Raw genomic sequence first — 23,247 nt, forward strand, 5'->3', positions numbered from 1 at the left:
GTTCACCAAGGTAAGCGACCAGAATGATACCCTCCATGTCTCTCTCGCTCCACTTCCAGCCGCTGTCGGAGGATATGATAGATCTCCCTGGCTAAGATCTCGAAGCTTTGCTCATCTACTTTGGATGCTGTTGAAGTTTCGGTGTGGGATTGACGCATCACCACTTCTGTCGTTTGTGGAGGGGATGAGACTGGAGGAGGGGCAGCTAGAGCCTTTTGCAAGGTTTGAGCAGTCCGCCGGACAGATGCTGTTTTTCTTTGGACTCGCTTTTCTGGGTGAATTCCAGTGGGAGTGAGAACTAAATCTGAAGTGTCTTCAGGTACTGGGGTTTGTGGCTCTGCTTGGCGTTGGATGGCTGATGGCGATTGGACTGTGAATAGGTCTTCGATACTAGACCAGTTTGAGGGTAGTGCTGAGGGTTGGATTGTGGGTGCGATCGCATTCTCCGTATTCGCCTCAAAACCCTCCTCAGATAGCGCCGTGTCACCAGGGCTTAGATCTAATGGAATATTCGAGCTTTGCAAATGACTGAGTTTCTGAGCACGATGCTTATGATTCGACTGGCTGGCAGGCCATAGGCTACTAATTAATTTCGGAGCAACAAAATTGTCGGCAATGCTGGAAAGGGGAGAAGGCGCTTGGCCAGTCGCCAATAACTGGGCAACGGTTAGGTCTGGAGAATTCTCCTGTGGTAGTTCTAATTCAGGTGGTTGTGCTGCTATCTCAATGACTCGGCGTTGGCGCAAATCTGTAGAGTCAGGCTGAGCATTGATCTGGTCTATCTCCAGCGCATCGAGAGTACCGCCTGATGGGTCTTGGCGCTGAATCGTAGGCTTAATGGGGGGCGATGATAATGGCTGGGTTGAAGCAAGTGAAGAGTCCGAACGATCTGCATCCGAAATCTGAATCTTTGAATCAGGTGTTACTTGAGGCGGTTCTGCAACCTCAGATTTTTGTACAACGTTGGAGGAGATTTCTGTATGAGCAGGGTCAAACTCTGTTTCTACCCGAGAAGAGTGGCTCTCTGAATTCTTTTGAAGGATCTGATTCTCGTTGAGATCAGAGGATGGACTTGACGATATATCTTGACTGGGTAAGTTAGCATTTTCGATGCTTCCATCAGGATGTTGAGCTGCAATTTCAATGACCCGACGGTGAGGGGAATCTATCTTGTCCGGTTGAGACTGGATGCTTTCTACTTTTTGAGGTGACGAATCAGCAATATTTTCAGTTGGAAGTTGTTGTAAGTCTGGAGTTTTGGTGTCAGAAATACTCGGTTTGGCTAAGGGGGCCGGAGTAGTCTGAGCCGAACGGGTTGTTGGGGTGGGTAGATCCGAATCTACCTTTGTCTCTGAAACTTTATTGGGCTGATGTGCAGACTGGATAATTTCTGATGCGTCTGAAATGTCAGTAAGAGCTGTATTAGAATCGTGAGACTGCTCAATGCTAGATGCTTGGATGGCAGGCTCTATAGTTGCTTCAGGCAAATTATTGGGAGGTGATGTATCAGCAGTTGGAGAGATGTGGCTATTTGGTGTAGCTTGCTGTTGTTCGGGCTGGTCTATTGACTGGGAAGGTTGGCTTTCTGGGGTTGGCTGGATTGAAAGATTATCTCTAGTATCTGGAGGTGATTCTTGGATGCGATCGCAATTATCATACGATTGCCCATTGCTTCCTTTCTGTAGCTGTGATTCAACCGCGGGTTGGACAACAGAAATCTCCACAGCCTGAATCGGAACGGTAGATGCTTGCTTTGATAACAACTTCGATATTTCTGTATTGGGTTCTGTTTGAGCAGAAGTCTTGTCTAGGACAGGAGTTTCCGGGGCTTTAGCCTGAGCATGTAACGGTTTGCTGGCATCACTGACATCCTTTCTTCGAGCAACTAATGGCTGATCACTATCTGATTGAGTCTCAATCTTTCGCTGAACGATGTTGCCCGTCTCAGTGATGCTAGCAGTATCACTGGTATTGCTTGGAGCTTGTGGCACATTATTTTCTTGAGATTCAAGAATCTTGGCATTCTGAGTGGCAGCAATAGCCGTATGGTCGGGCGCGTTTACCTTGAGGTCTGATGCAGATAAGCTTTGGTCTGATACTGTCTCTTTCGGTGGATTTACGTTGGCTTGAATCGTTGGGGAAGCACTATTCGATACGTTGTCGTCTTGTTTCGGACTTTGAAATGTGTTGATATTAGTGCTATCCAGATTTTGACTAGTAGCTTCTGAGAGGTTAACTTCTATAACTACCTTTGGACTCTCTCTGTCGTCACTTTGCTTACTCTTCTTGGAAAGCTGAACCTGTTCTTCACTGAATTCCTGGATAGATAAATCTGAGCCAGCGGGAAGCTGTTGTTGAGTTTGGCTAGTGATCGATGGCTGTTCAACCTTAGTCTGAACGGAGACTTCACTAATGGGAGGACGTTCTGGAGGATGCGATTCTGTTTCTAGAACATGTTGATCCAGAAAGTTTGGGGTTGGAGCGTTAGGTATATCGGATTGAGATTGCTCCTGTATAGTTTGTCGCTGGAGTAGGTTGTCTGGATCGCTGGTATTTGATACTTCTGAGTTTTCATCAGAGTCTGTGGACTCCTGTAACGATAGTTCAGCTTGAGAAAGTGAATGTGAACTTGGGGGGATAGCAGCTTTGGATTGTTTTATTCGATCATCAGCATTGTCGAGTTGTGATGATTGCTGATGAGTGACGTCCTGACGTTGAATAGAGTTATTAGTACTTGGAATTGAGGTCGCTTGATTGATCGCCTCACTTTGAGTAATGGAATTCTTCTGAGGGGAAAGTTGAATGGAATCTGAGGTGGGCAGAGAAGACAGCTCTGTTCGGTGCTGAAGGTTCGGTTCGCTAAAGGAGCTAGAACTTTCAGAATCCAAGGGCTTAGAGTTTATTTCCTCAGCTGGGATAGGCTGCTTTTGAATAATTTCTGCTGTGGATGAATGTCGTTTAATTGAGCTATCAGCTAAGGGAGAAGGAACCTCAGAGGGCTGTATGGAAGAGTGGGGTGTGTTTCTTGAAGGCTGGTCAGAGACTATTGGAGCGCGGGCCGAAGCTGCCTCGCTCCCATCGCCCGTGTCATGCTGCCTTTGGACCACTGCTGTATGTTCAGTGGTCGGTGATGATTGTGTGGGTACGTTTGGTCGTTCTAAAGGGTTGGACTGATGTGTCGATGGTGATGTTTCCTCTTGTTCAGTCAGTAAAGTTGGTCTGAGAGTTGTATCAGCTCCTGTATTCTCACTAGAAATTTTTGCGGGAGACGACGCTAGTTTCTGCTTGTTTGTCTGGCGTTTTGACTTTGTCTTTTTAGGCCTTAAGTTTGCCAACTGCTGGACAATGGTTGTACCTATTTTTGAGATATGGGAATTGAGGGAGAGATTGCGACTTTGAGATGATTTTGGTGTTGAGCCACGGTTTTCTGAACCTCGACTCGATACATCACTCATTGGCTGTTCTGAGCTTGTTGAGGTTATCTCAGAGCTATCTGGAGTCCTTTGTATAGAGTCCTCATTGCCTGATGGCAAAGCTGGCTCATTTTGTCCTGAATCTTTTGGTGGCTGAGGAGTCTTTGCTTTATCAACAGAGCTAGCTTGAATAATTGGCTCAGTTGTGGATTCTGGTGGATTATTAGTGTCTTTTGCTGGGGAAGGAGGGATGGCGGGATTTACATCCGTTTGAACAAGACTTTCTGTTGCCGGGTTAGATGTAGAGGTTAGCTGTACCGAATCAGTCAATAATGGTTGTTCATTGCCATACACTTTGTCTGAACTAGGCTCAGCAGAGGCCTGAATATTATCTTTATTAAGCTCAGGAACATCTGCAGATTGTAGGGAGATGTTTTTCTGTGCAACTTCGGATGAGGTCGCTGGTTCAACTGAGCCAGCTTCCTGACATTGTATGGATTGAGGTAATTGCCTCCTCGAACTTTGTTTTCGGATCGACCGATCAACCCTCTCTTTAATTTCTGAACCTAGATTTGTGATTCTATCTGCGAATTGATTTTGAGTGGTTTGCCATCCAGGCTGGGCAGCATTGGGTTGTGCTTCTCCTTGGGCAACAAGTGCTGGGTTATGCCCTTCCCGTGGGGAAGATTCCTCAATACTATTTGGGGTAGGGAAGTCTACTTGCTCAGAAGGAAGAGGGGTCGGTATTGAGGATTGTGATGCTTCAGCTTTTTGTACCGTTGGTAATTCTTGGGTTTGGAGATTTTCATCAGCAGTGACATCGGTGAGTCGACCTGACTGACTCTTGGGATGCTCTTGTTTGTTTGAACTAAGTTTAGATTTTGAATGAATAGCTGTATCTGGAGCTGTATTGGGTGAAAATGGCTTAGCTTGAATATCTGATTGAATGGATGTTACAGCGTTTTTATCTACAGCTTTACCACCACTACCTTGCGATGGTGGTGTATCTTCACCTACCGATTTTTGAGACGAGACAGGGTTGATGGTCTGATCTTTACGATTTTGCTCTGAGTTTTTGGATAAAAACTGCTGCTGTCTTTGGAGCGGATTGGACTCTTTATTTGGCTGAGGTTCAAGTTGGCGACTAACCGTATCCATGACCTGTTGACTGAAACGCGTCAGTCGTTGCAGGGGTTGAACTGGGAAGGGTCCCCGCATCTTTGCTTTTGACCGAAACGAACTAGACTCAGTACTAGAAGTAACATCTGATGATGAGGTAGGTTTTGGCTGATCGGCACTCCCCTCGGGTGTGGATGATTCAGATTTAATTTGATCCGGTCTAGATGCCTTGGAGTCTGAGGTGGACTCAGTCCCCCCATTGGGACCAGCGATTGAATTAGGATGTTTGTCTTGGTGAATTGTTGGCTCAGACGTTCCAAGAGACTTTGTTTGTAGTGGAGTGGAAGGCGAATGTTTTTGGGGTAAGTCTATAGACTCAGGAATTGCTTGAACAGTTTGAGAATTCTCTTCATCGTCAGCATTCTCAGTTTTCTCTGACAGCAGTTTTTCTTTGGACAGTTCTTGAGAAGGAGCTTTCTCTACAGCCTTTGTTCCTGTTTGGACTAGAGATACTTCAGAGGATGATTGTTTTGAGTCAGGGGACGATTTGGCTTGAAGCAATGGAGCGTTTGACAGTGGAGGTGAATCATTCGTGGATTTCTGTACCTCATTGGCCTTAGCTCTAGATTTACCAACAGGGAGTGATTGAGATGCCTGCTTAAGCTGAATACCAACTTTATTAATATCCTGTTGGGCTCGTTTCCCCATTCGCGAGAGCTGAGCTTGTAAGGGAAGCTTTTTCTGTTTGCTTTTTTTACTCTGTTTCTTTTGTTTTTTTGCAGGTGCTTTAGTAGATGCCTGAGGAGTTAAATCGTCTGCTCGTTGAATAGCTGTTGACTGTACCGCATCCCCATCAATTTTTTCTGAAGTGCTGGGTATAGGGGGACTCTCAACGGATGGGAGGTCGTTACTAGGATTAATTCGGTTAGTCTCTACCTTTGGTATCTGTGGGTGATCCGTAGAAGACTGCTGAACAGCCGAACTTTCTGAGTTTTGAATAGTTGTTGTCTCTGTGGAGCTATCAGAAGTCTTGGCCGTTGAACTGGGTGGCTCGGAATTCTTAAGCAGTAAAGACTCATCATCTGGAGATTGCTGAGGAGATGCTGGGGTGACTGTTTGAACAATTGTTGTCTTGATGGGGTTTTCGTTAGTCTTGGGCTTAGGGCTGGGTGTTACAGGAGTTTCAATTGATGAACCACTATCAATTGAGCGACTTGGGTTAGCTTCTACTTCTGAGTTAGCGAGGGAAGACTGTGAACGGCTAGTTTGCAGTTCATTTGGAGAAATAGGAGATGACTGTATAGTCCGCTTAGCAGGTAGATCTGTGGTGATGTCAGTCGCTTGTTCAGTGGGTGGAGTGGTTAGCTCGATGTCTTGAGCAGTCGCCTCAAGTGAAGTTTGGATTGGAACGGGTTGGGACTCGGGAGGTTGAACGTTAGCTACTGGTTTTTCCTGAACAGGTTTAGAAGAAATAACTGGTTTTTGACTAGACAGTGGAGATGCTTTTGGGGCAGCTTCTTCTTTACTTTGGACAACCTGGGTGTTTTGAGTAGATGGAGCTAATGAATGGTCAGGGGCAGAAGAGACTTTTTGGAGGGTTGGTTGAATGGGGGTAGAGACTTCTGAGGTTTCAGTTGGAGATGAATCAGAATTTGTAGAATTGGCAAGAGGTGAAGGGTCTAGGCTAGAAGATGTTGCGTCTGAGTCTAGAGGAGTGGCCTGTTCTTGAGACTTAGGGAGACTCTCTTGGATTGCGGAGGGCTCGGAATTTGCCTTGATTTCTGGTAAATCCTGGCGTTTAGTCTGAAGGGGCGGCACATCTGTTGGGTGGGAAGAAGCACTCACCTCAGGAGATATCGCTTTGGATGAGGGATGTGCGATTGGTTCCTGGGGCGTTTGTTCAGGCTGGGGTTTGAACTCAGTACTGGGTTTTCCGGCAACCCCCTCTGATGATGTCTGAAGTCCCGGTGTGTTGTCTATTGGGGAGGAAGCAGGGGAATGTGCTGACTCTTGAGCATGGGATTCATTGGATGGCGGGCTAAGTTTAGAAGTCCTGACCAGTTTAGGTTGAAGTATTGTGTCAGGACTGCTTTGATCTTGAGCAATCTGTTTTTCTGATTCAACCTGCTCAGAATGAGGGACTAAAGACTGGGTAGAGATCTGATACTGCACAGGCTGAATAGAAGGGGCTGCAGCTTGAGTTGGGGCAGCATTAAGGACTGCATTAGTCTCACTGGATGACGATGGTTCTACTTCTGGTGCAGCATTGCGATGGATCTTGTTAGCATTGCTGGGTGCTGTTGGCGGCTCCTGATGGGTTGATAATTGCTCTAATTTAGGTTGCAGATTCTCGGCAGGTGCTTTCGGAGCAAGAGTGCTAGGTTGCGCTCCAGGAAACTGGGTTACGACGGATTGAGAGATGTTGGAAGAGCTTGAAGAGCTGTCGTCAATGGCTTCCGTTGGCACCTGGGCAGCAAAATGGGTATTTAGAGAATTTGTCCGAGCTGTTTCGGTAGGCAGGGTGGCATCCAAGCTTATTAGGGATACAGTGCCCAAGGGAGATAGGGTATGGGGTTGGAGAAAGGATTGTCCTAGAACAGGAGGAGGTAGCAGTGGATGTTGCAGGCCAAGCGAGTCTGAGGAAGGAATCTCTTCCGGCTGGGATTGATGACCTTGACCTGAATTGACATCCATAAACAAACGTTTTGGGTTAGTTACTGGGGTAGAATCCTCCGGCATCTCTACCTTTCAAGAAGGTAGCCCCACCGCCTGCGTTATTGCTGGGCTGCAGGTTGGCAACGACCTTTAGACCTTCGTATGCCAAGGTGAGTTCTTCAATGGCAACGGTAGATGTATCCGCTTGGAGAGCTGGAGCTTGCCAAGCCACGGGGACGGCACCAATTAAGGTCCAGGTTTGAATGGTTTCTCCTGCTTGATTGAACAAGAGGATATTGATGTTGCGACGCTGGGGATTCACATTACGATCGGTCGGTTCTAACTGGGTGAGCATACGACTGGCCCAGCCCCAAAACACTAGATCATTCGTAATCCCTCGCTTGAGGGTGACATCAGAGAATTCAGTTTGACCGAGTATGATTCGCTGCTGGTTGTTGACGCCGCCTTCAAAGTAGGTGTCATGCTTGATTTTGGCGCTTAACCCTGAACATTGAGAGTGTTTAGATTTTTGTGTAAGCCGTAACGTATTCAATAGTTGAATCGTGTTGGGAACAGAATAGCAAAATGGGACAGCGCCGCCTTCCAATTCAAAATCGGTCTGGTCCATCTCTTCGAGATATTCCTCATCGCCAGAAACATCAATTTGTAGACAGACTCTTCATTCGGGAAGACAGCTTTGGTCTTAATCACCTTTCGCAGTGAGCGATTGAGCGACTCAATGGCATTAGTGGTGTAGATAACCTTTCGGATGGCCATTGGGTACTTAAACAACGGAGCAATATTATCCCAATGCCGTATCCAGATTTGGCTGATGCCAGGATACGTCTGGTCCCATTTGTTGGCAAACGCATCCAAGGCAGCCTCAGATTCCTCCAAAGTGGCCGCTTGATAAATGGGCTTGAGGTCTGCAGCTACGGCTCGACTTTCCTTCCAAGGCACATGGCGCAAACTATTGCGAATGAGATGAACGATACAAACTTGAACTTGAGTATCGGGATAGACCGATTCAATCGCCTGGGGAAAGCCTTTGAGACCATCACAGCAAGCAATCAAGATATCCTGAGCGCCTCGGTTTTTAAGGTCTGTGAGCACTGAAAGCCAGAATTTTGCTCCCTCCCGCTCGGCAGCCCCTATCCATAATCCCAACAGCTCTTTGTTTCCCTCCACAGTTACCGCTAGCGCGACATAGACGGCTCGCTTGCTGACTTGGCCATTGACTTTGATGTTCACATACAGGGCATCGAGATAGACAATCGGATACACCTCATCCAATGGTCTTGAGCGCCAGTCTTTAACCTCCTCCATGACACTATTGGTGACGTCACTAATCAGACCCTCAGAGATATTGGCCCCATACAGCTCCACCAATTGAGAACTCGAATATCACGAGTGGTCATGCCACGAGCATATAAGGCGATGATTTTCTCGTCGAGTCCCGCGATACGTCGCTGGCCTTTGGGCACGAGGACAGGCTCAAACTCACTGCAACGGTCGCGAGGAATCGATAGGTCCATCTCTCCTTGTTCAGTCTGGACGGTCTTTTTCGAGTAACCATTGCGACTGTTTCTAGGGCCATGAGAACGCTCATCGACGGAGGATTGATGCAGGTGATGAGTCAATTCACCTGCCAAGGCTCGTTCCACTAGGCGTTTGCTGAGTTGTTTGAGCAGTCCTGATTCGCCCAGAATATCCTCTGGCTGTGGATTCTCTCCAATGAGTTCATCCAATAGCTCATCAACTCGATTGGGTACTTGTTTCTTTCTAGACATGATGCGGTCTCCTGGTGTGTTTGGATTCTAGACCGCTTACACAAAACTCTGATCAGTCTCGAACATTCGCTAAAGCAAGCACTGATATAGCTCTTTTCTTGGATTTCGACATAGAAGCGATTGGCAGTGACGTAGTTAAGGTTATGGGTTTCGCTGTTGCTAGCCACTAGTACCGCCCCCATAGTTCCGCTCGCGCTGATTTTGCAGGTCGTTTTGCATCAGTTCATAGATGCGATCGCATAATCGAGATTGCGCCAGTGGATCTTGCAAAATCTGGGCTGCTAATCTGCAAACCCTGTCTCGATCAGATAGATAAGACAGTCCAGGCGAGTACCCCGCTGAAGCTGAATGGATTCTCTGGTTTTCTCCTAGAGACTGATCCCCTTGGCTCATATGGCAAGTACCTAGTAACAACTCTCCCCGCCTGCCCCACCCCGCTTCAGACAAGGAATGAGGGACCAGCCTCACTCTATGGGCCAGAAAGAGTGACCGATAGTAGCCAAAGGTCTAACTGCACCAAGCATATGGTTCTACATAGGCGCAAGCCTTCCATGAACAAAAGCTGTGATGGGTAAAAAGGTCTATTAGAGAATGGTCCTCTTCTCCACTTTGAGTAGAGGCTAAATGAAGCCGTGAACTTTTCTAAGATTTTCCATCAGTTTTATCTTGCTTCATCATTTGATTAACAAAAGCGAAGATTTTAGTAAATATACTCAGGAATCCATAGGGTATGAAGAAACTAAATCTCAGATGAAGCTTTACCTATCGCACCTAAATGGATAGGCAAAAGTAGAAAAAATTTGCTGACTGCATTCACTTTTTTTCAACCGTAAGGAGGGTCTGATATCAGCTGAGACCTCTAAAAGTGGCTTAACTTAATAATTTTTTTACAGGATTAAATTTCTTCTGACAAATAAAACTTACTGGGCATCAATAATCGAGAATCGTTTTCATGTTGATGTCTTAAAAGTATGCCCAGAAAGCTTTTTGAGTTATTTGACTGTCCGTAACTTTTGCCGAAATACTCCAAACTTTTCTATCCATAAACTCGTAATTACCAAAAAAAACCTGAAATCCAGAGATTATCAAGGTTCTGACGATCTATATTTAGCGAATAGCATTTAGAATAATCCATTAAATCGACGTGGTTGCGACATTTCAGCCAGTTAGACTGTAGTTACACTCCAGATAGAACATCAGATTTATCTGTATTTTTCTGGAACTACAGACTCGATTTTTTTGCTCACGCTTAACTGAACAAATAGGAGTCAATCAATGAATAAAGGAGAACTCGTCGACGCCGTTGCTGATAAGGCAAGTGTCACGAAAAAGCAGGCAGATGCAGTTCTGACTGCCGCCCTAGAGGCCATTGTTGAATCTGTCTCGTCAGGAGAAAAAGTCACATTGGTGGGATTTGGCTCATTTGAACCTCGCGAACGCAAGGCCCGGGAAGGACGTAACCCCAAAACCGGTGCGAAAATGAAGATTCCCGCAACTAAAGTTCCAGCTTTCTCTGCAGGTAAGCTGTTTAAGGAAAAAGTTGCTCCTAAAAAGTAATTCCTTAATTTTTGGTATGAGGCGTCACTTTTGAGTCGCCCTTTACATGGAGGCAACCTGCGGTGGGCTGCAGACATAGCAGGTTGTTCTCCCAGCTGTATTCTCGATTTCTCGGCCAGTATTAATCCGCTTGGGCCGCCTAAATCTGCAATCACAGCAATTCAAACTCATCTCGATACCCTCACGGCTTATCCAGATCCCAGCTATCAGTCCATTTGCCAGGTGTTGAGTGAGGTTCACCGGCTCCCCATTGACTGGTTCTTACCGGGAAATGGGTCAGCAGAATTACTCACTTGGGCCTGCCGTGATTTGGCTCAACTTGCATGGACTGGGGTTCTAACGCCCGCATTTGCTGACTATCAACGGGCACTGAAGGCGTTTAAAGCCCAAATTCGACCCTTACCTGTGGATCTTAGCCAGATTCACCAACAATCTTCCAGTGATTTGATCGAGCAGGCCTTACAGGGCGCTAGTCAGTTTGCCGATTCAGCTCAAGCTGGACTGTTACTGAATAATCCCCATAATCCCACTGGAGGGCTGGTCAGCATCAGTCAAATAGAACCGTTTCTAGAGCAGTTCTCTTTGGTGGTGGTGGATGAGGCATTTATAGACTTTTTGCCTGCAAATGCTGACTACAGCTTGATTTCTAAAGTGCAAGATTTTCCCAATCTCATTATCTTGCGCTCTCTGACCAAGTTTTATAGTTTGCCTGGGTTGCGGTTGGGATATGCCGTTGGCCACCCTGATCAGCTACAACGCTGGCAACAATGCCGCGATCCCTGGTCCGTGAACTCCCTAGCTGTGATGGCAGGGATAGCGGTACTGGAAGATCAAGCGTTTCAAAACAAAACCTTATCGTGGTTACCCCCTGTTCGCACTGAGCTGATGCAAGGTTTGGTGGATTTGGGGGCTTATCCCCTGGAGGGGGCAGCGAATTTTCTGTTAGTACAAACGAAGGTTTCGGTGCCTATGTTGCAGGAGTTGCTTTTAAAACATCACCGTATCCTGATTCGAGATTGCCTGAGCTTTCCGGAACTGGGAGATCAGTATTTTCGAATTGCCGTGCGGACCCAAGCAGAAAATCAACGATTACTGACGGCCCTGACCGATTGCCTACCTCAGTTATCTGTTTAGATGAGAAAAGGCATGAGCGCCTTGGGAGTAGGCTATGGCTGATTATGAGTTGGTGGTGGTGGGCAATAATGCGGTGGCTCCCTGGGCTGCGATCGCAGCCAAAGAACGGTCGGCCCGAGTCGCTTTTATCTCTGTTTCTCCAGAACCCATCCCGTATCATCTCCTTCTGCAGCAGTGGGTACAAACCCAGCCCCCGATGGCTTTGACCGAATGGATTGAAGCGATGACAATGCGGCTGCAGGCCTCTCGATCGCCGGCCAAATTAGCCAGTTTAGGCATTGAGCAGCTCGATGGTATCGCTCAGTTTAGAACCAAGCCGAATTTTCAGGTGCATTGTCAGAATCGGGTATTGAAATCTCATCGGTATCTCCTCTGTCTAGATGCAGATTTATCTTCACCAGATGTTCCAGGGCAAGCGGACTGGCTCAGTCCGGCTGATGTTCTAACTCGACTAGACGATCCAAATCAGTCCCTAACCGATCCAGTGCTGGTGGTAGGGGATGGTCCGGTAGCCGTTTCCCTGAGCCAATCCTTAGGTCGTTTGGGACATTCAGTCCACTTACTGTGTCCCCATAATCAAATTTTGCCTTGGGAAGATGCTGAAGCAGCTTGGCGGGTGCAAGCCCACCTAGAGGCTGATCGTGTCCATATTCACTGCCACTGCCAGATCAAAGGCGTTACCCCATCATCCGGCTATCAGGTATCGACGAATCAAGGCTTGTTGAGGGCCGGATCCTTAGTTTGGGCTGTAGAAACAACCTCAGCCATCCTGAATCCCAATCAAGTTGCTGTGGATCTCCGTCATACCTCTCAAGGCTTGTGGGTGAACCCTCAATTGCGAACCTCTCATTCCCAAGTGTATTCCTGCGGGTCGGTCCTGGGGGGATATACCCTGGCAGATATTGCTCAGTATGAAGCATCTGTAGCGGTGAACAATGCCTTGGGTGCCAGGCAGACGATCGAATATGGCACCTTACCTTGGGCTATCTCGACGATGCCAGTGTTAGCAAGGGTGGGTTTAACAGAAACTCAAGCCCAACAAGCATCCAGGCCATTTAAGAGTTTCTATCATACCTACCAACAAACTGAGCAAGGTCAGCTCCAGGACCAGACCGGCTGGTGTAAGGTCCTCATCCAAAATAATGGCCAAATACTAGGGGCTCATGTAGTGGGTGCGGGTGCGGCTGAAATAGTTCATCTAATCGCTTTAGCCATGCAAAAGAGATGCCCGGTTTCAGAGCTGGTTAGCCTTGAATCTTTTAAATCTAGCTACGGCAGTATTGTGGGACACATTGCTCGGCAGTGGTGCCAAAAGTAGCCTTTTAGGTTTAATGCTTTAGCTAAACCGCTTGAGGTGCTTTGCCCATCTGTTCACGGCCATGGGGGTCAGATAAACTGGTAATATCAGGCCCTGAAGGGATAATGCCGCCAGGATTTAGGGGAAAGAGAAAACCGTAGTAACTTTGTTTGACTGCTTCTAGGTTGCAGGTGTCTGCTACACCAGGGAGTTGGTAAAGATCACGCAAATAGGGGCCTAAATGCTGGTAGTCCTGGATTCGTCGGCGGTTGCACTTAAAAAGTCCGTAGTAGGCGACATCGAATCGGAATAAGGTTGGGAATAGCCGCACATCCGCAAGGGTTAAGGTATCACCACAGAGATATCGTTGGTTGGCAAGGGCTGTATCGATTTCGTCTAGAACTTCAAACAGCTCGTTGCAGGCTTGATCGTAGGCCGTTTGGGTTTGGGCAAAACCACAGCGATACACACCATTATTGACGGCATGATAGATTTTCTCATTCCACTGGTCGATGGTGGGACGCAAGGCTTCGGGGTAGAGATCTAGGTCTGGCTGTTGACCAATGTCAGTGAAGGCGGAATTAAGGTTGACAATGATCTCAGAACTTTCGTTATTGACGATCTTTTGAGTTTGAGTATCCCACAGCACTGGCACAGTGCAGCGGCCCTCATATCCAGGCTGTGCCAGAAGATAGAGATCTCTAAGGTTACGGCACCCTTGATGTTCAGAGGCAAAGACCCAGCCCCCTTCCGTATCAGAGGGTTGAACCACGACAATATCTATGACATCTTGTAACCCTTGTAAGGCTCGAACCACTAAGGTGCGATGGGCCCAAGGACAGCCTAGCCCCACATATAGCCGATACCGTTGAGCGACCGCTGGGAAGGTATCGCTGCCAATTTTGTCTCGGAACTGGCTCTCTGGTCGAATATAGGCACCCCCTTTACTCCGTGGGGCCATATTTGACATCATCACATTCCACATTGTGGTCCAAACAAACTTACCCAGGCTGATGATGGCTTTGGGGGGTAGAGATTTACCCATGGTCTGATCTCCTATGGATGGGTGGGCTCACGATGGGAAAAGACGGTTTTGACCTTACCTCAATAGGTCAAGACTGCATCGACTAGGGTCGATTGCCTAGAGACCTTAAGAAAGTAAAGGTGAAATGATCTTTATTTTCAAGGAGATAAACTGATTTGTCTTCTAAAGTTAAGACAGTTTCATGTTTGGCAGCTACATTCCCCAGCTTCCCACTCCAAAGGAAGCAGTTATGGCAACCTCATTGATTCAGAGGAGATCGAAATGCGTGGACTTCTGTTAACTATTCTAGCTACCGCCCTCAGTTTACTGGTGGTCGATTACGTCTTTGCAGGGATTGATTTAGACAGTATCTCCACTGCGATCGCAGCTGCAGTTGCCATTGGCTTGGTGAATGCCATTGTTAAACCCGTGCTGAAAATTGTGTCTTTCCCATTGACCTTACTGTCCCTGGGTGGGTTTTTGCTCGTGCTGAATGGGTTATGTTTCTCCCTAGCTGCCGCCTTTGTGCCAGGCTTTCAGGTAGACGGCTTGTTGGCGTTCTTTCTGGGGCCGATTGCCCTGTCGGTGGTGAATGCATTCTTAAATCGGTACTTACCGGAAGAAGCACCCTCAGAGAGCTAGGGGGAATATGCCGACATCTTCAAGGGGCTGGGGGGCGAATGTTGGACGCCCCGGCCCTTTAACCCGCGATTAAGTCTCGGGTGTGGACTTCCAGGGGTGGGTGGATCGCCACTTTGACTTTGAGTGGGCAGCAGAGATCTCTTCGAGATTGGGCTAACTCGCGGATCAGCAGTAGCCGCGAGCGAATATAGGCTTTGGCATTGGCTTCTTCGTCTTGAGGAAGCTGGTTGCGATTTTTGAGATTGGCTACCAGGACCTGAACCAGTTGCGAGTCGTTGAGCTGGGTCAACATATCGGTCTGAGTCGTTTCGATAACTTCCCAGACTTGCCGGAGAAGGTTGGAATTCATGACATTCACCCTAGGTGAGTGTTTTTCAGAAAACGTGTTTTATGGAAAAATTAATATTTTCTTTAGATTTGGATATCCCCCAATTCTACGCTTATCGTTCAGCAACCCACTATCAGATCGGCTACAAAACATATAACTTAATATTTCTAAACAGCCCTCAAATTACCGTGAATAGGTAGATCTACGGTGTGAGGGTATGTCGCGATTGGGATTCAAGATCCATCAGATCAAAGGTAAATTGTGATAGTCGCAGGAGGGGAAAAGACCCTCGAACTTTAGTCTGCCCCACTGGATCTCCGAAACGTTTGTTGTCCGAGTAAAACACTACTCAGCACGACCACAACCCCCAATAGTTGAATGGAGGTCAGGGTTTGCTGGAGAAAGAGATACCCCAGCAGCGTTGCCACAACTGGACTCAGTAACCCCAGATAGGAAGCAGCTGTGGCATTGAGTTTACTAATGCCCCGAAACCACAAGGCATAAGCAAGCCCAGTTCCGATCAGTCCTAAATAGAGAAACCCCAATAGGTTAGTCCCAGTAATTTGCTCAAAGGGACCTTCAACAATCAAAGCGATGGGGAGTAACATGAGTCCCCCCACCGTGAGTTGCCAGGCCGTAAACACCATTAAGGAAACGGGAGATTGCCACCGCTTCACCAAGACTGTTCCTAATCCCATGGTTGCAGCACTTGCGATCGCAGCCACAATCCCCACACTATCGAGCCGAGCTTCAGGACCGAGCACCAACAAACCCACGCCAATCAATCCAGTGATTGCTCCTAAGATTGATCTTGGGGAAGGTTTTTCACCTAAGAGTTGCCAAGCAAATAGGACCACCAGCAAGGGCTGAATCGAACCTGCAGTGGCTGCAACTCCCCCCGGTAGTCGATAGGCCGCCACGAACAAGAGTGCTTGGAAAAGACCAATATTGAGTCCTCCCAGAATCAACATCCGCCACCACCAAATCCCTTGAGGCAGTTGCCTCAGGCTCAGGATAAGGACCAGGCCGATCGGAAGCGTTCTTAGAGCTGCGACCAGCAATGGATGCCCCGATGGCAGTAATTCCGTCGCCACAACATAAGTGGTCCCCCCAGGAAATAGGGGCTAAAGCCGTCAACAAGATATTGAACAGCTGAGGTGGAGAAGCGTTCATTATTTATCTTGATATTAAGATACTTGATATCGAGATTTTAGCATTTATCTTGATGCCAAGTATCTTGGACTTAAGATTTATGAGGTGCTAAAATCATCGCCATTCAAATCCTGAGCTGTCTTTTCCTATGGATACCGATGCAGTTGACGAAATTTTGGCCCAGTGGCAAAGAGAACGTCCTGATTTAGATGTATCGCCCATGGGAACCATTGGCCGCATGACCCGACTGGCAAAACATCTCAAAGGAGCAATCGGGGCCACCTTTGCTCAATTTGACTTGAATCCAGGAGAGTTTGATGTACTCGCAACGTTGCGACGTTCTGGGCAACCTTATCAGCTATCACCGACAAGGCTATATCACGCCATGATGGTCACGTCCGGAACCATGACCCATCGTATTGATTGCCTCGAGCAAGCTGAGCTGGTAAAACGAATTCCCGACCCCAATGATCGTCGGGGGACCCTGATTCAGTTAACAGATAAGGGGTTTACTCTGATTGACAAAACCCTTGAAGCCCATGTCGCCAACGAACACCTTCTCCTAAGTGTATTGGAGCCATCAGAGATCGACTCTCTTACTCAATTACTCCGAAAGCTTTTAGACTCATTTGAGAAATAAAAAAGCATCGAAATTGGTGGCAAATTCCGCAAAGATTTGAGGACCTTTTTTCCCAAAGAGCATCCCCACATATATACAGAGTCTTTCCTAGGAAGATTAGGTAAAAATTAGCAGAATTTCTACATTATTCGGGCTTGAAGATCATAGGTAAATCCTATAAAACTGGATGTTTTTGATGTTGATTTTTCTAATGCTGTCTTTAGGTAAAGTTATCAGGTAATTCGGTCTTTATCCTGATCCTGATGGCTTGGATTGAGTTGAGTGTATAAAACTAAAACTTCATCTATACTTGCAAGGTGAGAATTTTTCAGGCCAGTCTATAATCCTCCAATGTGTTGAAAAAGTTTTCTATATTTGTAGATGATTTTATGATTTAGAAGGGGATACTAAATTTGACTCTCTTCAAGATCTTTTACCTTTCAGATAGTTTATTGTTTGCTAGTTTTTTAAGTCAGCTGGAGCAGTTCCCTACAGCGATTATTCCTGATATAGCTATTGCCTTTACATTTGGAGGAATGGCTGTTCTCTTGGGCTATATGGTCTTTCGCCATCAGCCAGTGACCTATCCCCAACTTGTTTCTCTATTTATTGCTTTATTGGCTACTTGTAGCCTCAATTCGATTCTGGATATAGCCTCTCCTTATATTCCCATTGCTGGTGTTCAGGTAGGAATCAAGCTACTCACCTTGGCCATTGCGATCTTCGCTAGTAGAGAATTCCTAGCAGACAGCACAAAAATTTTGTCTCAAAATACTACTCCCACCTTAGTGGATGAAAATCGGGTAGTGAAGCAGGAGCTTGAAAATTGTCGACAACTAGAAGTAGAACGATATAAAAGCCAGCAAATTTTAAATGATGCCTTCGAATATGCCTTAATTGGTAAGGCTATTCTCACCCCTGATGGAGATTGGATCAGAGTCAATTCAGCCCTCTGTGAACTATTGGGTTACACAGAGGCCGAGATATTACAGACAAACTTCAAAAGTATGACCCATCCTGAGGATGTAGCCCTTGAACAACACTATTGTGATCAACTGCTATCTGGAGAAGTGTTGGCCTGTCGCTTTGACAAGCGGTATTACCACAAGCAAGGACATATTGTTTGGGGCAGGTTGAGTATTTCTCTGGTCAGAACGCCTGAGGATAAACCCCTATATTTTATTGCTCAAATTGATAATATCTCTGACCGCAAACAGGCTGAAGCAGACTTGAATTTGGTGATTGGGCAGCTAAAACTGGCCATTGAAGATCGCTCTACAGAGCTAGATACAGCTTACTCAACCTTGAAGAAATCTGCTGCTCAGTATCAGGATCTTTATGACAATGCCCCAGACATGTATCTGTCCGTCGATGCGGATAGCACCAAGATTTTGCGTTGCAACCAAACCCTAATGAAAGAACTGGGATACAGCTATTCAGAAATAGTGGGTTGCTCTGTCATCGATCTTTATCATCCTGATTTTCGGACTGAAGCAAAGAACGCCTTCCAAACCTTTTTGGAAACAGGTGAAGCTAGGAATGTCTACCTAGTCGTACAGCGCAAAGATGGGACGACCATGGATGTCAGCCTCAATGCCCAGGGGTTTCGCGATCAGCAAGGCAAGGTTAGGTACAGTCGCTCAAGCTGGCGAGATATTTCAACACGCAAACGTTTGGAGAACCAACTGAAGCGAATGAATGCTGAATTGGAAGAGCGGGTTGAAAATCGAACTTTAGCACTACAAATTGCCATTCAATCCTTAAAAGAGAGTGAGTCCCGTTTGGAATTGGCATTAGAGGCCTCTGGAGATGGTTGGTGGGACTGGAACATGCTCACGGATGAAACAAGCTGGAGTATACAGTTCTATCAAATGCTGGGATATGAGATGGAAGAATTGCCTTCCTCGTTTCAAACTTGGCAAAGCTGGACTCATCCTGATGATTTACCTAGAATGATGGCTTTGCTGGAAGAGCATTTACAAGATCAGTCCATCCCCTATGTTTTTGACTATCGAACGCGAACGAAATCAGAGCAATGGAAATGGATTTCTGTCATGGGCAAAGTCGTAGATTGCAATGATCAAGGGGAACCTCTCCGTATGGTTGGGATGCTCCATGATATTAGTGATCGCAAACAGGCAGAGCAGGAACTGCGGAGAATAAATACGGAGCTCGTTCGCTCTAACCAAGAGTTGGGTCATTTTGCCTATGTTGCCTCCCACGATTTGCAGGAACCGTTACGAAAAATAAGGAGTTTTACTGAGTTATTGGCCGAACGCTATCAGGGGCGACTAGATGAGACAGCGGATCGCTATATTCGCTACATCACCGATGGGGCTGCCCGCATGCAAGGGTTGATAGATGATCTACTCAGTTATTCTCGAGTCGGACGAGCTGAACTAAAGGTGAATCCCACTGCATTATCGTCCCTAGTGAAAGAGGTGCAATCTGATTTAGAAAAGGTTATTGAACAACGCCAGGTCGAGATGGTCATAGATTCGTTGCCAACCGTTGCTGTTGATCCGGTGCAAATGAGGCAGGTGTTCCAAAATCTGATTTCTAATGCCATCAAGTATTGCCAAGCGGATCGTCCGAGTATTCACATTCGAGCCACTCAAAATAAAGAGTTTTGGGCTATTTCAGTCCAAGATAATGGAATTGGCATTAGCCCCCAGTTTGCTGAGCGAGTATTTATCATTTTCCAGCGCTTACACCACCGGGGAGAATATTCGGGGACAGGGATTGGATTGGCCATCTGTAAAAAAATAATTGAGCGGCATGGAGGGGAAATTTGGGTGGACTCGGAAGAAGGTAAAGGAGCGATCTTTTCTTTCACTCTGCCCCGATGAGATTTTTTTTTGGATGCAATTCTCGAATAATATATTCGCCAGATAATGGCCATAATCATTCGAATTTAATTTTATATGGACAAGAAATTAAAATCCCTGCAATTTTCATGGATTTGTTTATGATGTTTAACAGTTGGGTGTATTTTGACTTTGGGGCAATGAATGATTGAGATATTGTTGGTAGAAGATGATGAAGGGGATATAGAACTCACTTTGGAAGCCTTTAATCGCTCAAAAGTTGCCCTCAACGTTACTGTTGTCAGAGATGGTATGGAGGCGATGGCCTACCTTCAGCAAGAAGGGACCTATGAGGCGGCAAAAACTCCCGACTTGATGTTGTTAGACCTTAACTTACCCCGTAAAGATGGTCGAGAAGTGTTGACCGATATGCAAGAGAGTAGCCGTCTCAGGCAAATACCTGTGGTTGTGTTAACGACATCAGATGCGGATGAAGATATTTTGAAGAGCTACAAAATTGGGGCTAATGCTTATGTCACGAAACCTGTGGGTTTAAAGGGACTAGTTAAGGTGGTCAATTTGCTAGAAGAATTTTGGTTTACGATTGTCAAGTTGCCTCCCCATGAAATGAGCTAGACAACCGACGGGTCCTAGAAGAGCTAGCATTCCTCATTCCTTGGACTTGGCTTTTATCACCCGATCGACCACTGTCATTAGCTCTGGCAAATCGATAGGTTTTTTCAGGTATTCATCTGCGCCTACGGTTTTGGCAATTTCTAGGACTGAGAAACCTGGATCATGAGAACGTCCACTAATAGCAATCAGCCATGGCTTGCTTTCTAGGGCGAGCATGTTGATTTTGGAAATCAGCATGATCCCTCCCCTAGGACTTTCTTGATTGTTTTCTTGGATAAAAATATCAATTAAAGCAATGTCTAGATATGCTTCATAAATTTTGGACATGGCCACATTGATATTAGCGGTGTATTCAACCTGGTGCCCTTGATCACCAAGGGTTTTTTGCCAGGACTCCGCCAAGATTGTATCGTCTTCGAATATGAGAATATTAGCCAATGGTATAGCTCCCTCTAGGCTAAGAGTTGATGGATGGTGAGGTTTAATTGCTCCCCGTCAATGGGCTTTTTGAGCATGGGCACAATGGCTAAGTCTTCTGGAAGCGTGAATTTGGAATTGTAGCCCGTCGTAAACATGAAGGGGATTCGTCGCCGGATTAGTTCTCTGGCGATGTCAAAGCTATTTTCTTCCTTGAGGTTGATGTCTAAGATACCCAGGATGTATGTTTCCTGGGCTAAAAGTTTAATGGCCTGTTTGACTCTGGGGGCTGTATCGATGTCGTTAAATCCCAAAGACTCTAGAAGATTCTCCATTTCGAGGGCCAGTAACATGTTGTCTTCAACGATCAGAACATGACCAGGGGCAAGGTCTGGTTCTTCCTCGCTCTGGAAGGCGGGCATTGGCGTAGAAGACACTTCCGGTTGGTCATCTTGGAAGAGGATCAGGTGAGCAGGCAGCCAAAAATTGACTTGAACCCCTGTTCTGGGGAAGCGTAGCGTGGCCTCTCCTTCAAACTCAAACGGGATCGCCCGCTCGATTAATGTCCGTCCAAACCCTTTGCGTTTAGGTGGAAAGACGGTCGGTCCATCAGATTCCTTCCAATAAATAGCCAGCCCTCCATCCTGTTCTTTCCAACGGACATCAACTTTACCGGCGGAAACGGATAAGGCTCCATACTTGGCAGAATTAGTAATCAGTTCATGAATGACTAGGGCAAACATGGGGACAAAGTTGGCTTTTAGACCTGCTTCTGGACCCGAGAAACTGACTTGATGTTCTGATTCCCCCAGGTAAGGACGGAGTTCTGTCATTACCAAGTTTTGGAGACTGGGCCACTCCAGACCATGTCCAGCCACCAAATCATGGGCATGGGCTAGGGCTGCAATGCGGCGATCTAAGAGCAGGGTATATTCTTCAATGGAAGTAGTGGAGTGACGGGTTTGGCGAGAGATGGATCGGATTAAGGCCAGAATATTTTTGACCCGGTGGTTGAGTTCTGCAATGAGGAGATCTTGTTGTCGCCGTTGTCTTAACCATTCTTGTTGCTGAACCTCTCCTTGACTGATGGCTAACTGCATTAGCCCAGTGCGGAGTTCTAGGGCGACTTCTGTTTCGAGGACTGACCAAGGTTTGCATTGGCCTGCTATCTTTTCTCGATACTCTGCAAAGGAGGTACGAGGACGTAATCGGGGTCCATTAGCCCCTTCGACAATCTCTTTTTCTGGCGATCCTGCCCATCGGACTTCATAGATCATTTCATGGCGAAAGAAAATGACGAAGACGTCGTCGCTGGGGGCTATGCCTAGACAGAGAGCACCTGCGGTTTTACCCAATTGAGTGGTACTAAGGCGGTTGAGTTGGGATAGGTTTTCCAGGGGGATTAGATCAGGGCAGGGATGGGTTTGAACCTGATGGACTAGTTCTCTGATGATGCCATGAGTGGGAACGTCTCCATGGGTTTGAATTTCTTGCTTGGCAATAACCGCCAGACCCTGGGCAGAGAGCATGGAACAGAGTTGTTCTCCTAAGGCTTGTACGGTTTGCGTAAACCGACCGCTACTCGTCAATTTTTGGACGAATTGGGAGATGGCTGAAGTGGTGCGTTTACGGGTGTTGAACCGCTCTTCTTCCAGGACCAACTGGAATTTGAGGGAAAAAAGTTGGCCAAATAGATCGCAGGTGGATCGGTAATCAGGGGATAGTAATTTGACACTCTTGTGATGGAAGGCAAACAGCCCCCATAGCTGTCTTCGAACAATAATCGCCACATTCATGGAGGACTGAACCCCCATGTTGGCTAGATACTCTAGATGAATGGGAGACACTGCCCGCATATGGGTCAAGGAAAGGTCTAAGGGATCTGCAGCTGAATCAGCGGCAATTAAGTCAGCGGTGGGAGCATCAATATTTGAGATGGCCCGGATTGGCATTCTTAAGGCCATTCCTCTTACCTGCTGAGGAATGTCTGAAGCGGGGTATCTGAGACCAAGATAGGGGTCTAAATCATCCGTCATGGCTTCAGCGACCACTTCTCCCGCCCCATCCGGTAGAAATTGATAGGCCATAACCCGATCAAATTCCGTCACCCGCTGTAGGTCTTTGACGGCCATTTGTAGGAGGGCTGGGGTTGTCGTTTCCTCCTGCAGGCGGGCCAGTAGCATGCGGACTTGAGTAAAAGCGGATTGGCTATCGAGCTGAGCCGACGCAACGGGCTCTAGTTCAATTAAAAAATGGGCACCACAGCGGTGCAGACTGATATCTAGGGTGTGTTGATGAAGGGGATAAACGCCTGCTCGTTCCCGCTGAGACTCGATGGTGGGATGGCCTGCGATATTCCTGAGGGTATGGATCACGTCTTCGGGGAGTAGGGTATTGAGGGGTTGCCCTAAAGCATCCCCAGGGGAGACATCCACAAAGTCGCTGATATTGCTGGAAACATGGGTGATGGTCTCAATATGCTTACCTGTGGCAATCAGAGCCCCAAAGGTTTGGATGCAACCCGGTATGTGTACGGGCTCGCGATCGCAATTGGAAATCGCTAGTTCTCTACGTTCCATACCTAACCCATATTCACCATTGCGACCTAAAAAGATAAACCATTCCAGAAAACTAAGTCACTATTATCTTGTCAGAGA

General features: G+C 46.8%; 14 protein-coding genes and 2 pseudogenes. 7 read left to right on the forward strand and 9 right to left on the reverse strand.

The features are described 5' to 3' along the window. Window positions 1-2: 2 nt before the first annotated feature. The 4 genes and pseudogenes from HRE53_RS24915 to HRE53_RS24930 all read right to left on the reverse strand — a co-directional run bounded on the left by HRE53_RS24915 (window position 3) and on the right by HRE53_RS24930 (window position 9,370). Window positions 3-7,226, reverse strand: a complete 7,224-nt coding sequence (locus tag HRE53_RS24915) for a hypothetical protein (protein WP_235108372.1) — start codon at window positions 7,224-7,226, stop codon at window positions 3-5. Window positions 7,227-7,242: 16 nt separating this feature from the next. Then, window positions 7,243-7,740: a phage tail protein gene (locus HRE53_RS24920; protein WP_235108373.1), complete on the reverse strand. Its 498-nt coding sequence runs from the start codon at window positions 7,738-7,740 to the stop codon at window positions 7,243-7,245. Further along, window positions 7,737-8,977 (reverse strand): annotated as a pseudogene (locus HRE53_RS24925) (IS256 family transposase). Before HRE53_RS24925 ends, HRE53_RS24920 begins: the two are co-directional and overlap by 4 nt. Window positions 8,978-9,136: 159 nt before the next feature. Continuing rightward, window positions 9,137-9,370, reverse strand: coding sequence for a hypothetical protein (locus HRE53_RS24930; RefSeq protein ID WP_235108374.1), 234 nt, complete (start codon window positions 9,368-9,370; stop codon window positions 9,137-9,139). Window positions 9,371-10,252: 882 nt separating this feature from the next. Here HRE53_RS24930 and HRE53_RS24935 point away from each other — a divergent pair. From HRE53_RS24935 to HRE53_RS24945, 3 genes are read left to right on the forward strand one after another with little or no spacing between them, the layout of a single operon-like run. Continuing rightward, window positions 10,253-10,534 carry an HU family DNA-binding protein gene (locus HRE53_RS24935; protein WP_010476266.1) on the forward strand — a complete coding sequence of 94 codons (282 nt, stop codon included), beginning with the start codon at window positions 10,253-10,255 and terminating at the stop codon, window positions 10,532-10,534. A gap of 30 nt (window positions 10,535-10,564) precedes the next feature. Next, entirely contained in the window at window positions 10,565-11,668 is a 1,104-nt protein-coding gene (gene cobD / locus HRE53_RS24940) for a threonine-phosphate decarboxylase CobD (RefSeq protein ID WP_235108375.1), read from the forward strand. A gap of 34 nt (window positions 11,669-11,702) precedes the next feature. Next, on the forward strand, window positions 11,703-12,986 hold the full coding sequence (locus HRE53_RS24945) for an FAD-dependent oxidoreductase (RefSeq protein WP_235108376.1): 1,284 nt from the start codon (window positions 11,703-11,705) through the stop codon (window positions 12,984-12,986). A 22-nt stretch (window positions 12,987-13,008) separates the two neighbouring features. On the opposite strand, the gene HRE53_RS24950 is transcribed toward HRE53_RS24945, so the two are convergent. Further along, on the reverse strand, window positions 13,009-14,010 hold the full coding sequence (locus HRE53_RS24950) for a glutathione S-transferase family protein (RefSeq protein ID WP_235108377.1): 1,002 nt from the start codon (window positions 14,008-14,010) through the stop codon (window positions 13,009-13,011). Between the two features lie 261 nt (window positions 14,011-14,271). On the opposite strand from HRE53_RS24950, the gene HRE53_RS24955 reads away from it, so the two are divergent. Then, window positions 14,272-14,631, forward strand: coding sequence for a phage holin family protein (locus HRE53_RS24955; RefSeq protein ID WP_235108378.1), 360 nt, complete (start codon window positions 14,272-14,274; stop codon window positions 14,629-14,631). Window positions 14,632-14,689: 58 nt separating this feature from the next. Here the strand turns inward: HRE53_RS24955 and HRE53_RS24960 are convergent, their stop codons facing one another. Together HRE53_RS24960 and HRE53_RS24965 are read right to left on the reverse strand one after the other, a co-directional pair. Further along, window positions 14,690-14,980, reverse strand: coding sequence for a hypothetical protein (locus tag HRE53_RS24960; protein ID WP_212665748.1), 291 nt, complete (start codon window positions 14,978-14,980; stop codon window positions 14,690-14,692). Between the two features lie 275 nt (window positions 14,981-15,255). Next, window positions 15,256-16,132 (reverse strand): annotated as a pseudogene (locus tag HRE53_RS24965) (EamA family transporter). Between the two features lie 127 nt (window positions 16,133-16,259). On the opposite strand from HRE53_RS24965, the gene HRE53_RS24970 reads away from it, so the two are divergent. The 3 genes from HRE53_RS24970 (at window position 16,260) to HRE53_RS24980 (ending at window position 20,173) form a co-directional block, all read left to right on the forward strand. After that, window positions 16,260-16,751: a MarR family winged helix-turn-helix transcriptional regulator gene (locus HRE53_RS24970; protein ID WP_235108380.1), complete on the forward strand. Its 492-nt coding sequence runs from the start codon at window positions 16,260-16,262 to the stop codon at window positions 16,749-16,751. A gap of 392 nt (window positions 16,752-17,143) precedes the next feature. Beyond that, entirely contained in the window at window positions 17,144-19,579 is a 2,436-nt protein-coding gene (locus tag HRE53_RS24975; RefSeq protein ID WP_235108381.1) for a PAS domain-containing sensor histidine kinase, read from the forward strand. Between the two features lie 162 nt (window positions 19,580-19,741). Next, a complete protein-coding gene (locus tag HRE53_RS24980; protein WP_212665752.1) occupies window positions 19,742-20,173 on the forward strand; it encodes a response regulator in 432 nt (143 codons plus the stop codon). Between the two features lie 33 nt (window positions 20,174-20,206). Here the strand turns inward: HRE53_RS24980 and HRE53_RS24985 are convergent, their stop codons facing one another. Together HRE53_RS24985 and HRE53_RS24990 are read right to left on the reverse strand one after the other, a co-directional pair. After that, window positions 20,207-20,611: a response regulator gene (locus tag HRE53_RS24985; RefSeq protein WP_212665753.1), complete on the reverse strand. Its 405-nt coding sequence runs from the start codon at window positions 20,609-20,611 to the stop codon at window positions 20,207-20,209. A gap of 14 nt (window positions 20,612-20,625) precedes the next feature. Continuing rightward, complete coding sequence (locus HRE53_RS24990) at window positions 20,626-23,169, reverse strand: HWE histidine kinase domain-containing protein (protein WP_235108382.1); 2,544 nt, start codon at window positions 23,167-23,169, stop codon at window positions 20,626-20,628. Window positions 23,170-23,247 lie beyond the last annotated feature (78 nt).

The organism is Acaryochloris sp. 'Moss Beach', assembly GCF_021497025.1.
In the GTDB taxonomy this organism is placed as follows: Bacteria; Cyanobacteriota; Cyanobacteriia; order Thermosynechococcales; family Thermosynechococcaceae; genus Acaryochloris; species Acaryochloris marina_A.

Bases quoted from the DNA above. Each gene is read 5' to 3' on its own strand.
- HRE53_RS24915 (WP_235108372.1), bottom strand. From the start codon at position 7,226: ATGGATGTCAATTCAGGTCAAGGTCATCAATCCCAGCCGGAAGAGATT.
- HRE53_RS24930 (WP_235108374.1), bottom strand. From the start codon at position 9,370: ATGAGCCAAGGGGATCAGTCTCTAGGAGAAAACCAGAGAATCCATTCA.
- HRE53_RS24935 (WP_010476266.1), top strand. From the start codon at position 10,253: ATGAATAAAGGAGAACTCGTCGACGCCGTTGCTGATAAGGCAAGTGTC.
- HRE53_RS24945 (WP_235108376.1), top strand. From the start codon at position 11,703: ATGGCTGATTATGAGTTGGTGGTGGTGGGCAATAATGCGGTGGCTCCC.
- HRE53_RS24950 (WP_235108377.1), bottom strand. From the start codon at position 14,010: ATGGGTAAATCTCTACCCCCCAAAGCCATCATCAGCCTGGGTAAGTTT.
- HRE53_RS24955 (WP_235108378.1), top strand. From the start codon at position 14,272: ATGCGTGGACTTCTGTTAACTATTCTAGCTACCGCCCTCAGTTTACTG.
- HRE53_RS24960 (WP_212665748.1), bottom strand. From the start codon at position 14,980: ATGAATTCCAACCTTCTCCGGCAAGTCTGGGAAGTTATCGAAACGACT.
- HRE53_RS24970 (WP_235108380.1), top strand. From the start codon at position 16,260: ATGGATACCGATGCAGTTGACGAAATTTTGGCCCAGTGGCAAAGAGAA.
- HRE53_RS24980 (WP_212665752.1), top strand. From the start codon at position 19,742: ATGATTGAGATATTGTTGGTAGAAGATGATGAAGGGGATATAGAACTC.
- HRE53_RS24990 (WP_235108382.1), bottom strand. From the start codon at position 23,169: ATGGAACGTAGAGAACTAGCGATTTCCAATTGCGATCGCGAGCCCGTA.